The organism is Butyrivibrio sp. TB (assembly GCF_900110805.1).
In the GTDB taxonomy this organism is placed as follows: domain Bacteria; phylum Bacillota; class Clostridia; order Lachnospirales; family Lachnospiraceae; genus Butyrivibrio; species Butyrivibrio fibrisolvens_C.
Genome location: NZ_FOER01000017.1, coordinates 96,161 through 109,727, shown reverse-complemented (window position 1 = coordinate 109,727; position 13,567 = coordinate 96,161). Strand labels below are relative to the sequence as shown.

The 13,567-nt window shown below is 31.8% G+C and carries 12 protein-coding genes and 1 pseudogene; 2 read left to right on the top strand and 11 right to left on the bottom strand.

Going from position 1 to position 13,567, the window contains the following annotated elements; translation table 11 throughout:
- Positions 1-290: 290 nt before the first annotated feature.
- Positions 291-473: pseudogene (locus BMX21_RS19865) on the top strand (IS66 family transposase); the annotation flags it as partial.
- Entirely contained in the window at positions 462-680 is a 219-nt protein-coding gene (locus BMX21_RS19860) for a transposase domain-containing protein (RefSeq protein WP_330369504.1), read from the top strand. The pseudogene BMX21_RS19865 and the gene BMX21_RS19860, both read left to right, overlap by 12 nt.
- A 203-nt stretch (positions 681-883) precedes the next feature.
- Here BMX21_RS19860 and BMX21_RS12290 read toward each other — a convergent pair whose 3' ends face one another.
- From BMX21_RS12290 to BMX21_RS12235, 11 genes are all read right to left on the bottom strand, one after another.
- Positions 884-2,308 carry a lipopolysaccharide biosynthesis protein gene (locus BMX21_RS12290; protein WP_027216461.1) on the bottom strand — a complete coding sequence of 475 codons (1,425 nt, stop codon included), beginning with the start codon at positions 2,306-2,308 and terminating at the stop codon, positions 884-886.
- A 67-nt stretch (positions 2,309-2,375) separates the two neighbouring features.
- Entirely contained in the window at positions 2,376-3,548 is a 1,173-nt protein-coding gene (locus tag BMX21_RS12285) for a hypothetical protein (protein ID WP_092044804.1), read from the bottom strand.
- Between the two features lie 90 nt (positions 3,549-3,638).
- Entirely contained in the window at positions 3,639-4,832 is a 1,194-nt protein-coding gene (locus tag BMX21_RS12280) for a Coenzyme F420 hydrogenase/dehydrogenase, beta subunit C-terminal domain (RefSeq protein WP_051212841.1), read from the bottom strand.
- Positions 4,833-4,896: 64 nt separating this feature from the next.
- Positions 4,897-5,892, bottom strand: coding sequence for a glycosyltransferase family 2 protein (locus BMX21_RS12275; protein WP_143057254.1), 996 nt, complete (start codon positions 5,890-5,892; stop codon positions 4,897-4,899).
- A gap of 50 nt (positions 5,893-5,942) precedes the next feature.
- Positions 5,943-7,094, bottom strand: a complete 1,152-nt coding sequence (locus BMX21_RS12270) for a polysaccharide pyruvyl transferase family protein (RefSeq protein ID WP_092044801.1) — start codon at positions 7,092-7,094, stop codon at positions 5,943-5,945.
- 9 nt (positions 7,095-7,103) lie between these two features.
- Complete coding sequence (locus BMX21_RS12265) at positions 7,104-8,051, bottom strand: capsular polysaccharide synthesis protein (RefSeq protein ID WP_092044798.1); 948 nt, start codon at positions 8,049-8,051, stop codon at positions 7,104-7,106.
- Between the two features lie 622 nt (positions 8,052-8,673).
- Entirely contained in the window at positions 8,674-9,438 is a 765-nt protein-coding gene (locus BMX21_RS12255) for a LicD family protein (protein ID WP_092044793.1), read from the bottom strand.
- 28 nt (positions 9,439-9,466) lie between these two features.
- A complete protein-coding gene (gene cps2T, locus BMX21_RS12250) occupies positions 9,467-10,714 on the bottom strand; it encodes a beta 1-4 rhamnosyltransferase Cps2T (RefSeq protein WP_092044790.1) in 1,248 nt (415 codons plus the stop codon).
- 56 nt (positions 10,715-10,770) lie between these two features.
- A complete protein-coding gene (locus tag BMX21_RS12245; protein WP_092044787.1) occupies positions 10,771-11,463 on the bottom strand; it encodes a CpsD/CapB family tyrosine-protein kinase in 693 nt (230 codons plus the stop codon).
- Between the two features lie 159 nt (positions 11,464-11,622).
- Positions 11,623-12,363: a hypothetical protein gene (locus BMX21_RS12240; RefSeq protein WP_092044784.1), complete on the bottom strand. Its 741-nt coding sequence runs from the start codon at positions 12,361-12,363 to the stop codon at positions 11,623-11,625.
- 47 nt (positions 12,364-12,410) lie between these two features.
- Positions 12,411-13,505, bottom strand: a complete 1,095-nt coding sequence (locus tag BMX21_RS12235; RefSeq protein ID WP_092044781.1) for an LCP family protein — start codon at positions 13,503-13,505, stop codon at positions 12,411-12,413.
- Positions 13,506-13,567 lie beyond the last annotated feature (62 nt).

The following is a 13,567-nucleotide window of genomic DNA, read 5'->3' as shown; positions in this document are numbered from 1 at the left end:
CGCAATAACGCGCATATATTCATTTTAGTTAGATCAAGATAGTGGCTCAATGACACCGGTAGAGCGGCTCACACCAAAACGGAATGGTGGCTCATCTTCACCGGACAGGCGGCTCAAATAGCCCCAGATTATTCATATCGTTTGCTAAACCTATCACCATACCTATTACACCACCGATGGTATTAGTAAGAATATCATAGAATTCGTAGACACCTGCACGCAGAAATATTGTTCAGCGTCAGCATGTTCTTCAGGACAAAGTCGATGCCTATTTTTAGTGGGTAAAACTCAAGTACAGTCAGGTTACCCATAATAGTACCATCGGTAAAGCTCTGGCTTACAGCATAAATCAGGAAGAATATCTTCGCAAATTTCTGACCGATGGAAGAATCCCTATGGACAATAACTACGCAGAACAGGCTATCCGCCCCTTCACCATCGCCAGAAAGAATTTTGTGCTAATGGAATCTGATAACGGAGCAAAAGCAAGTGCCATGATATTCAGCATTGCTGAAACAGCTAAAGTTAATGCCATAAACACCTACGAATACTTCAACCTCTTACTATCAGAGATTCCAAAACATCAGGATAATAATAAAGATACTAAGTACCTAGATGCCCTTCTTCCCTGGTCAAAAAATGTCCAAGACAAATGCCCAAGCAGATTTAAAAAGTCTTAAATTTCCAATGTGCATATATATGTATCCAAATCCCTACAGCAATGCGGGGATTTTTGATATCAGGCACTCATGGATGAGGACTTACCCATATTCAAAGGATAAAGATGTGTACTGGGGTCTCCAGCAAGTATAATGCCTTTAGTATTATTCAAATTCTTTCTTATAATTTTACTTAAGACATTTTTTTCTTAAATATGTATAACCTATTCTCTATATAATTTTCCCAAATTATTTTTTAGCAATTTTTTATAAAATACTATAGTAATACTAATATATAATACCGAATAAAATAATGCAGCGCATAAACCGCTATTAAATGCAAAATTACTAAAATAAAATAGACCTGTAATTAACAATATATAAATAAAATTCCTTTTCCATTTTATTTTATATTCTTTTATAAATATATACTGCAAAGCTAGATACCAAATAAACAATGTAACAATAGATGCTCCAGAAATCGCCTCAGGGATTCTCCATATATAATATGCAATAACATTAAGAAAAGCAGATAATCCAAGTATGATCAACGATATAAAGCAATAAATATGATTCTTATTTAGTACTTTATAATAATTAAATATAATAACAGAAATGCAGCAAGTTATAGCAATACTAGGGAAAATAATTCTTAAATACATTAATGAATTTATATATTCTGGTAATAATTTTTTTATAAAGATCATAAGTGGATAATATCCAATATGTGCAGCAAAAACAGAAATTGCAATCATTGCAATATTATCAGACATTGAATACATAATTCTTTCACCTGCGACTTTTGATTTTCTTTTTAAATTAGGGAACAATACAACAGAAACAGCATTAATAACGGTAGTTACCATAGATAATAATCTATATGCAAAAGCATAAATCCCATATTCATCTGCATTAAAAAGAATAGAAACAAATTGTCTATCAAGACTAAATACAAGATTAGCAATTTCATATGCTAAAGTAAGTGTTATCCCTGCTTTAAAATATACAAATATTCTAGTGCTATCAAACTTATAACACGTTCCAAAAGTAATATCGCTATATGTCCACATATACCATATTAAAAGGGCTATATCTATAATTAAAATGCATAATAAATATAATTCTGCTGATATATAGCTTATGTTACCTGTAAAATAAAGTGAAGCTAGCACACATGTTACAATTATCTTTAAGCTTGATTGAATTATTTTTCTAGATGACCACTCTTTAAAACGCATAGTGCTTTGGGATATATACTGATAATATGATGTCATATTAGTAGTAAAGGTTTCTATCCCAAGAGAGATACCTATAAAACGATAAATACCCTTAAAAATAATAAATGAAAATATGATGAAAACAGATGATAAAAATAATTCAAGTAACGCAAAACTTCTTGTATTAGACCGAAATAAAAGTTTATCTAGTTCATCAAATTTTTCACCAGCATGTCTAAGTAATACTCCATCTACAAAACCAAAATGTAATAAAGCAACATAAGTCAAGTATAATGTGTATATTTGATAGTATCCATAATTAGTAACACCCATTATTTTAGGTACTACTAATCCTGTTAAAATACTACTGATAAGTACAAAAACGTTTCCTATAACAACACAGGACAAATCTTTAGCAAATTTATTAGACATAAAACTCCATAAAACAGAATAATAATTATTTTTTTCCTACCAAATTAGTTCAATAAAAACTATTATGTTACTTAAATAATTTGATATTACCTTTTTGTATATTATTACTATTAAAGTAGTTAATTGTAAGATATACAATTATCCAAAAAAACGTTCTACCTGCTCCAAGAAAATGATTAAAAATCATATCTGTAAATAAATAGATCATTAACAATAAAGAGAAAAATGATCTCCTTGTAATCTTGAAATTGCAATAAGTAAAAAATACAGAACCTATAAAGGTACATTCTATATATATACGCAAAATATCATTATGAAGATTCCTGCTTATATCATTATTCATAACATTAGATAAATAAACTGTAGTAGTTCCCAATCCATATTGAATATCATTATTGAGACAAAGCTTAATTCTATCAATCCTGCCTAAAGTCAATTCATTTAGACTTATATTGGTAACTTTATAAATCAATTCTAACATCTGGTCAGAGACAAGAACTGAAATAAGCACAGGACACATTACAAATATAGTAGAAATTACAAGTATGGTTTTATTACTCGGCCGACCTGTGTATAACATATTAGGCTTAATAATATTAACCAATACAAATAACAAACAAAATAACAAAGCTAACCGCTTAAGTGAAATAAATGTCATGAAAACAGATAATAACATTTTTACCTTTTCATCTTTATATGAATAGAAAGCAGTAAAAACCACACCGTAAAAAGCCAAATCACTTTCAAGTGGAGAATACGACGAAATAAAATCAATCTGTTGTAACATTTTCAACGAAAACAATGACACTAGTTCAGATAAAAATACTATATACTGTATTATAAACGCTATATCAACATACTTATTAACACTTGTTTTTGAACAATTTAATAATAAGAATACAAATAAAATTGGAACAACTAAAAAAACAATTTCTAATATGCTATATGAGAAAAAACCATTTCTCATTTGTTGTAACAAAGTAATAAAACTTAAAACAGCTATATATATAGCTATATACTGTGTTTCTGTTTTAAAAAGAATCCTATGATGATTCTTTCTAAAGTAAATCAATATAAGCCAAAGAATTGCAGCAACAATAATTATATACTTTAGCTTTACAGATTCAATTAACAGAGAAACTCTTCCAAATATTTTATTACTGTCAGTTACTCTCTCTGATAATATAAATGACAAATAAACTAAAATAAATAATAACTTTTCAGAAAAATAACGAGGCATACAATTACCATTTACCCTTTTGTTATAAAATACTAATTACATGATTTTTTCTAATTTCAATTTATAAAAACAATACTGACAATCCATTTCTTATTTCTTAAACTTCTTGAATAGCTTGTTAATCATTGAAGATAGTTTTAACTTAACGAGTATTTCTTTTATCATTTCTATACAATAATCTAAGAATGATATAGGAAAATATTCAAAAACTGTATTCTCCAAACCCATTTCATTAATCTTTTTATAAAAGTCTTTTCTCGTTTCTGGCATTTTAACAGAATTAGTAGCCATACTACCATCTACATTAATTGCCTCATCCAAACTTGTATCGTATATTTCTAAGAGTTCTGAACAATTCTTTAATAATTGTACTCCCTTCTCACTTTGCAAAATCACATTAGTATAGCCCTTATCATCATCCACTATTTCACTTGAAAGCTCTTCTGCATGCCAACAATCATATACTGTCAAATCACTACAACGATCTATAGTCTTAAATTTACAGTTATAACATGAATATCTGTCAGCAACATTCTTAAAAAAGCACTTTAACATCATATTTGTTCTCGCGCTGGCAAATATCTTTATACCATCATCAAATTTACATTCCATAGATGCCATATGATACCCGAAATGCTTACTCCTAAAATTAGCTTTAATTATTTTATGTTTCTTTCCATTACAATATTCTAAATACTTTCGCCAAAGTAATGGAGATGGTACACCATGACATACAAGATCAACGATTATAACATTACTTCGAAAATCTCCTAAGAAATTAGATAATCCAGCTGCTTGACAAGGTGTTCCACAAAACATTACAATTTTCCCATCCTTGACGTCTTGTTTAACGTTTTTAAAAACACCAGTAATATCACTTTGAACATACTTTGATCCAGATATCCTTTTTAAGTCTTCTTTTTTATCAATTCGTATGTGACAAACATTCAAATCATCATCATATACAGCAGAATATACAACACCAAACTTGTTTAAAATATATTCCGCAAAAGTAGTAACAGCACCACCTGAAGCACACTCTGCCAGAATATTACTATTCTTGCTACGTACAATTAAAGCCTTACGTTTATTCATTTCAATTGAAGGAGGATTTATTATAGGACATGTTTTCTTGCATAATCCGCAATTAATACATTTTTTATCATCTATATATGGATATTTAAAGCCTTCTTCATTTTCTTTGAGAACAATACAATTTCGGGGACAAATGCTTTCACACGCAGAACATCCTGTACAGTCTTCTATATCACAAATAATATTCATCTAAAATCCTTTTTCCAACTATTTTATTTAATACATATAATTAGAATAAAAATATACATATCTTCTATATATTATCTTTAACCGCTATTATCTTTGGGATTAATGCTTCCATACAAAGCAAGCATATATTTTTGAAATCCATGAATAATCCATATCTCAAAATACATTTAAAACAATTAATCCTAATATTAACTATTTCATTATTATATTTTTCAATTGATTTATTCTTTTTTTTCATACTATAATATTTTCTTATTATTCTTGCTCCAATTATATTTTTCCTAATCTCTGATAGTCTAATAATTCTACTTGAGACATTGTTTTCTTTCAACAAAATAGTTGCTTTTCCAGATAATATATAACTATCAAAAGAATGATTATCAAATTTTTTAATATGCACTGCTGATGTGGATCTTAATAAATAATTATATTTTTCTGAAGGAATATAATATAAATAATTAGCATCAATTATGCATTTTAAACAGTAATAAAAATCCTCTCCTAATGTCTTACCAACATCGAAGCGATGTTTTTTGGCAATATCAGCTCTTATAATTTTATCCCAAGGAGACCAAAACAAATACCTTTTTTGTGGATGAATATATGAAAACAATAATTCATCTCCCAAAAGTACTTTTTCTTTTGTAGGAATATCATGTGATGCTAGATGTTTTACCACTTCTCCTGACTCAGTTATCGATCTAACCCCACAACAAATTATATCTACACCTTTGTGGCAAATCTTACTCATTAATGTTTCGTAAAAATCGCTATCCAAATAGTCATCACTGTCTACAAAACCTATCCATTCACCATTTGCCATGTTTAATCCTTTATTTCTTGCAGCAGCAACTCCTAAGTTTTCTTGAGATACAAGTACAATTCTTTTGTCTTTCATTGCATATTTCTTGCATATTTCGAAACTACAGTCTGTCGAACCATCATTTATTATTATTAATTCAAATTGAGTATATGTTTGATTAATAATACTTTCTATACATCTTCCTACATATTTTTCTACGTTGTAGACTGGGACAATTATACTTAATAATTTCTTCATAACAATTCCATTATTATTAGATAGTTTTACTAGCAATATGATTCAATTTATTATTTTAAAGCCTCTTTAATAAAATCGTTGGTCTCTTTTCGCAATTCTAATAATTTTAAATCAACTTTTACATAATCAATATCATCATCTATTTGGCTAGAAATTGGATTTCCACAATATCTCCTACTTTCTAAATCAAGTATAGAAAACAAACTATCTATTCTAGAATTTCTAGTTTGCTTATCATCATTTCTTGTTCTATTAAAAGTAATAAACTTTTTATGATTTAAAATTGAAAAAACTGTTCCATGAAATGAATCTGTACATACATATTCAGCATTTCTTATCAAATTCAAAAAATCTGTGGGATCAACGTCATATAATTGTCTATCGCCAAAATCCAGATCTCTCTTATTAAAGCAATCCATAAATGGACATGTAACAATTACTAAATGCTTTTTCTTAGCGAATTTTTCTACTTCATCGCGATAGTTATCATTCTCACCTAAAAAATATGCAAAAATATAGGGTTCGTCTATCGTTTTTTTTCTTCTAAAAAAAACATTCCAACTTTCTGAGTCATACATCAATGTCGGGTCTAATGCAACCAAAGCATTTCTTCCTATTAGTTCTTTTATTATTCTTCTTCCATTCAGTTCTCTTGTACTCAAGAATTCAATCCTATCAAGATATTTTGCAGTAGTCTTTCTTTGATAAAATGGAATATCTTTAACTCCAAAACTTGTAGCTAATGATATTTTACGTACATTATCAGAAACAAATAGAAGATTATAAAACTTGCTCTTAATGCCTGCGGGTGTCCACAGCTGATCACTTCCCACCATAATTGCGTCATACTTTTTTGATGCATTTTGTATATTTTTATAACCTCTATAAAATGGCGAATACGGTCCGATATTACTAATTCTATAATCATTAATCCTTTTTATTCTATGGTTGCATTTTTTTTCAATATCCGAATACTTCTTTAAAAGTAATTTTTTCTTAACTGCACCCACTTTACCCTTTACGAAATACGGATTAAAAACCCTTGTAAGATTTTGAAAATAGAATAATATAGTTTTCTTATCGTATCTAATTATTTCATAGTCCCAATGATGATCTTTTATTAATTGTTGTGTAGCAAAGATCTGCAACATACTCCCATAATTATTACAATCATATCTTACACATAAACCAAGTTTTTTCATTTTGATCCTCTATTTTATAATATATTTGTAAAAAGTATGCTCCTTGTCTAATTCTGACTTAGCAAATTTGTAGCTAAGCTTATGAAAAGGAGTCTGTTCTTCAATTGCATTCATAATCGAAGCATCATAATTATCAAAAAGTCGTAACAATAATTCGTGCGGAGTTGCATTGTCTCTAGGAACAATCTTCCCCCAATCCTCTGAATAATACTCTAGTGCTATAGACATAAAATCGTGCAGAAGAAAATAATCAATCATATAATTATGAGTTTTCCAATACTCATAACACAGATATCTCGTCATCATGAGAATTCTATTATTTGTCTTGGCGCTTATCAACCAGCTTGACATATATTTACTGTGTCCATCTCTTCCTGGTTTCAAACACTGGAAAAAAAACAGATCCGAATTAAAAAAATAATCCGGAATATCATCTTCTTTTGAAGTACATAGTACTGTTGCATCAATCCATGTACCACCATACTTTATTAGTAGTTCAAGCCTTAATAAATCCGTCATATGTGTATTGGTTATAACACCTTTTTTCCATTTATCAATAATTATTTGCGGAAATCTCACATAATCCATCATATTTTCAGATGTTATTACTATAACCTCTTTGTTATATAAATTCCTTTTTACAGAATCAATACATGTTCTGACAACTTGAGGTGCATTTTCCAATCCTTGAAACCAGCATATCCATACTTTATTACTAATTCTATGATCAGAATCATCACTGATTTTTCCAGCATAAATTTCTAGCTTTTTTCTGTATTTTTTCTTAAGATTTTCTTTTGTTTTGAAATCAGCTGCCAATCGAAGTATTTCTAATGCTGTACGACTTTTGCCTAATAATATAAATTCAGCAAAAGCCGTAAATAAAGCTCCACTTTTATAGTATTTATGCAGCAGATCAAATCCACCTTGTTTTGTAAAAATGCTTTTAATATCCATATTCACCTATCATAATTCATTTCGATTCAACTATTTTACCGTTATCTGTCCATTTTCGAGTTATCCACTCAGCACCATCACGAACATTATATTGATACTTACTATCTTTTAATATAATTCTTGGCTTCTCAAGTACTATTGTAGAGTTATCTGGTACATCGCAAAATACAACACAATTTGCACCAATACGAAATATTACCTATTTTAATTTTCCCGAATATCTTGGCTCCAGGCCCAATATAAACATTATCGCCAATAGTCGGTGATCCACCATTACTTGCTCCTATTGTTACCTGTTGAGATATAAACACGTTATGTCCAATGATAGCGTCAGAACTCATAATAATACCCATAATTCCATGTCCCAAGATTGGAGGTGTAAGAAAATTATCATGATCAGACCAGTTATGGGTAATACTAGCTCCAAATTTCATATTAGTTTTTTATATATCGATTATATATAATCTTCTTTAACTTACTTACCTTTGGATTGAATAATGCATGACGCCGTGTCCAATATTTATTATAATTATAGTCACCGCGTATCAACTCTTTTATAGAATCCTTATTCATACTTCTTCTCCGATAAATTACCAAGTATCGTAATAATGATAATATTTTTTTATAGCCCAAAATCAAATCCATTATTTCTTATTTGATCATGAATTTCATTAATCCTTGTTTCCTTTACAGGAGTCATAAAATTACTCCCATATGAAGATGTTAATAATTCTGTATAATACTTTGTAACTCTTAAATTAGTTGACTCAAATGGAATATCAATAAATTCATTCATCCACTTAGTAGGCATAACAATCTTTCTTCCGACAAATTGGTCATTTGTTCTAATTTGAAAATTGTTTTGTCCTTTAAATCCTTTTTTAGACAATAAAATATACCAAGACTGCTTCCAACTATTCTTAAATAGTTTACCGAAATAATAAATACAATAAAAAATTATCTGCTTTATTTTAGAATAATTATCTGTATTACTGTATTTAATACTATTTTTATCTCTTAACATAATATCAAGCACTGTAAGCAAGAGAATTTTCACCTTTTGTAGTATTTTATTGCCAGTAATGTAATCACATACAAATATGTCTATCCATACATCAGCGTTGTTATTATCGCAAAATTGACTCTTTATTGTTCCTCTAATATAATACTGTGAATTATTGCGCTTTAAACAACTTTTAAGTTTCTCGAACTCTTCTCTGGTCATTGAGATATCCGCGTCATCATCCCATGGAATAAATCCTTTTTCTCGTATTGCACCTAATAGTGTTCCACCATGCAATGTATACTCAATATTATTCTGTTTACATAATCTATCAAAGTCTGATAATAACTGTAGTAATCGCGAATGTATAACTGTTATATCCATCTTATCTCCAATTTAATCATTATCATCTTTAAGCGCTCTTTATTGAACTAAGACTTACTTCATTATTTGTGTAGGTCGCAATTGCACCTTCAACTGCAGTAAATACTTCTTCATACTTGTCACTGATAAACTTCCAACTATAAGCATCTAAAATTCTTTTTTTCGCTTTTCTTCCAAGTAAAGCTATTTCTTCTTGAGTAAGTTTATCGGCTTCGTTAAATAACATAGAAAGATTCCCTTCTTCTTTAGTCCAATAAAGAGCTCCATTTTCTGCGCATTCTCTGTTAAAGCCAACATCAAACAAAAGATTCAAATCAGTTGATCCTAGCGCTTCCAACAAGCTTGGGTTTGTACCTCCAACAGAATGTCCATGTATATATCCATAAGCATTTTCACGTATTTTTTTCAGAAGTTCCTGATTGTATACAGTCCCAACAAATTTAATTCTTGGATCCTGTCTGAAATGAAGTCTTTCGTCTAGTTCATTTAAAAACGAATCATTTTGAGTAGTAATAATAGCAAGGTCTTTCTTACTATCACTCATCATAAATTCACGAATAATAGTCTCAAAATTATTCTCAGGCACAAACCTTCCGACAATTAGATAATATTCCTTTTTTCTTAAATCATGTTCGTCGTACCAATTTATAATTTCCTGCGATTCATCGCTTAAGCTACTCGATTTTGTCTCCGCCCCATAAGCTATATAAGTTGTAAGTGGATTATATTTTTTATATGTTTCCTGAATATATTTTTCGATATTTATAGAATCACAAATAATGAGATCTGCATGTTTTATCATCAGTTTTTCTGATATCTTCCAATATTCTCGAACCGGTTTACTCCACTTAGCTCTCATCCATTCATGTCCATCAGGATTGACGAAAACTTTACCACCAAGCTTATGAATCTCTGATACATAATGGGCAAAAAATGGCCCAATACGACAAGCAAGAACATATACAATTGCGTTTTTTATTTCATGTCTTCTAATATGCTTTACGCAATAATCTAAAGCCATACAGTCATAATAAATGGCCTGCGCGGCTCCAACTTCCGGAACATGAATCTTAAAACAGTCAGCATTATGATATTTAAATCGATCTGGCATAGACCTGAGTTCTGGTGATACCCCATCACCATTAGCTTTACATGCCACATGATATTGTATATTTCTGTTATTCTGATGATACTCTGTTAATTTATCAAGAAAAGTTTCATATCCGCCATAAGATCCCGGTAAACCTTTGCTTCCTATAACATATACATGTTGCATATCACATTCTCCTTAGTTTCTAGGAATTTTTTAGTAACATATATTATTAATATTACTTAATCATTCCCATACCCATATTCTTTGCCGTACTTATAATACCCATAACTATTTTTGCTCTTATCTACCTTATTAAGAGCAACTCCAAGTACCTTACAGCCTGAAGCTTCGAACTTCTCAATAGCCTTCTGTACAGATTTATAGTTCACTTTACCGGCCTCTACGATGAATACAGCGCCATCTGTATGTGGTGCTATGATTGCTGCATCTATTACGGTTCCAACGGGCGGAGTATCGATTATAACCATGTCATAATCTTTTCTAAGATCATCTAGTAGTTTTCCAAGTTTTTCTGTTGACAGAAGCTCTGTAGGAGCCTTTGTTGCAGGTCCTGTAGGTACTATGTACATATTCTCGAAGCCTTCTGCAGTATTATGATAGATGATGTCATCTACTTCACACTGTCCAGACAGATAATGAGTCAGACCGTATTTCATTTTACCAGATACAATCTTCATCTTAAGGATTGACTTTCGAAGGTCGGTATCTACAAGCACTACTTTCTTACCAAGCTCTGCAAATGACTTTGCAGCTTCGATGGTGATGGTACTCTTTCCTTCATTGGTCATAGTACTTGTGAAGAGAACTGATTTAATGCCATCTCCTGCAAATGCTATACTGGTTCTAAGATTCTTAACTTCTTCTGTCATTCCAAAGGGTAGGTTCTTGGTTTCTAATTCAATATCTATCATGGCGACTCCGATTTTCTGCCTATTTTAGGCCGACTTTAATTAAACACTAGCCATTTATTCATCAAAAAAGCCTAGTGCATACATTCTTTAGATGGTCGAGTCCCGAACTGTAATAGTTCTTTAGGACTCGACCATCTAAAATTAGGTAATGATCAGTTATTAGTTCTTTTTCTCTTTTCTAATGGAGATAAATGTTCCAGATACGCATGCTACTGCGATCACTGCGAAGATTACTACGAACAGGATCTGGTTATCACCTGTTCTTGGTGATGTCTTGCTTCCAGTTCCTTTATTAGATGTATTAGCAGCTGCGCTAAGAGATGTCTTCTCTGCTACAATTGCTACTGGTGAAAGGCTTGTAAATTCACCTACTACATATCCGTTACCTACTTCTGAAGCAACTTCTTCCCATGCACCGATTGCTGTATTGTAGTGCATTACATGAATCTTAGTCTCAGTTGTAATTCCGGGTACTGTAAATGTGATATATACAGGGTTCTCAGCGCTAACCACTGTTCCTTCAGGTACTGTAACATCTACAGATACAAGAACTTCAAGATCTGCAGCTGTAACTGTTTTTACTTCTTCGTTATTACCATTTGTATTATTAGCCTTATTTGCAGCTTCTATAACTGTATTAATAGCTTCTGCAAGAATTGTCTTATCTTCAATATCAGCAAGAACCTTAGCATCTGTAATTTCTTTAGTTGCAACTTCAACAGAATTCTGCTTCCTATCAGCTCCGAGTACTGCAGCTTCACCTGCATCTTCTCTTGATCTTGTAGCACCGAGAACTTCTGCTGTATCTGTTCTACTTGCTGCAAGTGCGCTCATGCTTCCAAGTGCCAATGTCAATGTTGCTACTACCATTGCTGCTGTTGTTAAAATCCTCTTTTTCATCACTCATCCCTCATCTTTTCTTAAAATATTTTTAATTCTATGAAGAGTTAGTTCTCTACATAGAAGAGTTGTATTATCAATTTGGTGAGTTCTTCATTGTCTACATAGAACTCATCATGAAGCACTCCTTCGACATTGTCACCGGGGAGCATATAGACTGTATCAGCTACAGCGTATTTTGCGAAGCAGTCTGCAATATCAGCACTCATATCTTCATAGAGATAGTCGCTTGCAGCTTCTTCCATAACGTTTATTACTCCGGTTCCTTTCTGTCTTGCAGTCTGAGACAGTGCCAGCATGAACTGGGTCTGTCTGGACATTCGGTCCATGTTACTGCCTCTTGTCTCCACGTCTCTTGTGTGGACGAAGTCGAATGCCTCTTTACCATTTAAAGTAATAACTGCACCTTCGGTATACATGGGATCAAGATCAGTCTCATCTGACTGGAGCTTCAATGTCACGCCGCCTATTGCATCAACAGATGGCTCGATACCATCCATTGTGAGAGATACCACGTTATTGATACGGGTTCTCATAAGCAGGTCGGCTACTTTCTGCTTGGTCAGGTTGCAGGCTTCTCTGGCTGAGCGTCCATAAGAATACTGCATCGTGATCTGCTCTTGTCCTGTGTAGAGGAATTCTCCATCGTTATTATATATATCAACGCCTACCATGGTATCTCTGTTGATCTCAAGGGGAGTTATAAGCTCCTTGTCCTTATCGATTATGAACAGAATCATGGTATCGGAACGTCCGCCTTCATCGATTCCGGCTCCCTGCCTGGTCTGGTCAGAATCATCTATACCCAGGAACAGAACTGTCTCGATCGATGTATTTGGTTTGTACTTAACTCCGTTATAAGTTATGGTTCCATCGAAGTTATCGATTATGGCCGTAGTCACTGTTGATGATGCTACCTTATTCGGATCGTTTATTGATGATCCGTTTGCAGCTGCGTCCATAGTGCTCTGTGCTTCTGCGCTTCTTCGTACTGTCTTTTCATCTGCACGTATCGCACTTTTATATCCATAGGTGCCTGCTCCGAGTACTATTACTACTGCAGCTATCATCAATATGAGTAATGTCTTTCGTTCCTCGCGGCCAAATCTTTTATGTTTTCTATGTCTATGCTTATGACTCATATCAACCTCATGTTGCAACTTTTCATCCCTGTTATTACGAGAAAAGCTTATTAGTTGAAAAA

Bases quoted from the DNA above. Each gene is read 5' to 3' on its own strand.
- BMX21_RS19860 (WP_330369504.1), top strand. From the start codon at position 462: ATGGAATCTGATAACGGAGCAAAAGCAAGTGCCATGATATTCAGCATT.
- BMX21_RS12290 (WP_027216461.1), bottom strand. From the start codon at position 2,308: ATGTCTAATAAATTTGCTAAAGATTTGTCCTGTGTTGTTATAGGAAAC.
- BMX21_RS12285 (WP_092044804.1), bottom strand. From the start codon at position 3,548: ATGCCTCGTTATTTTTCTGAAAAGTTATTATTTATTTTAGTTTATTTG.
- BMX21_RS12280 (WP_051212841.1), bottom strand. From the start codon at position 4,832: ATGAATATTATTTGTGATATAGAAGACTGTACAGGATGTTCTGCGTGT.
- BMX21_RS12275 (WP_143057254.1), bottom strand. From the start codon at position 5,892: ATGAAGAAATTATTAAGTATAATTGTCCCAGTCTACAACGTAGAAAAA.
- BMX21_RS12270 (WP_092044801.1), bottom strand. From the start codon at position 7,094: ATGAAAAAACTTGGTTTATGTGTAAGATATGATTGTAATAATTATGGG.
- BMX21_RS12265 (WP_092044798.1), bottom strand. From the start codon at position 8,051: ATGGATATTAAAAGCATTTTTACAAAACAAGGTGGATTTGATCTGCTG.
- BMX21_RS12255 (WP_092044793.1), bottom strand. From the start codon at position 9,438: ATGGATATAACAGTTATACATTCGCGATTACTACAGTTATTATCAGAC.
- cps2T (WP_092044790.1), bottom strand. From the start codon at position 10,714: ATGCAACATGTATATGTTATAGGAAGCAAAGGTTTACCGGGATCTTAT.
- BMX21_RS12245 (WP_092044787.1), bottom strand. From the start codon at position 11,463: ATGATAGATATTGAATTAGAAACCAAGAACCTACCCTTTGGAATGACA.
- BMX21_RS12240 (WP_092044784.1), bottom strand. From the start codon at position 12,363: ATGAAAAAGAGGATTTTAACAACAGCAGCAATGGTAGTAGCAACATTG.
- BMX21_RS12235 (WP_092044781.1), bottom strand. From the start codon at position 13,505: ATGAGTCATAAGCATAGACATAGAAAACATAAAAGATTTGGCCGCGAG.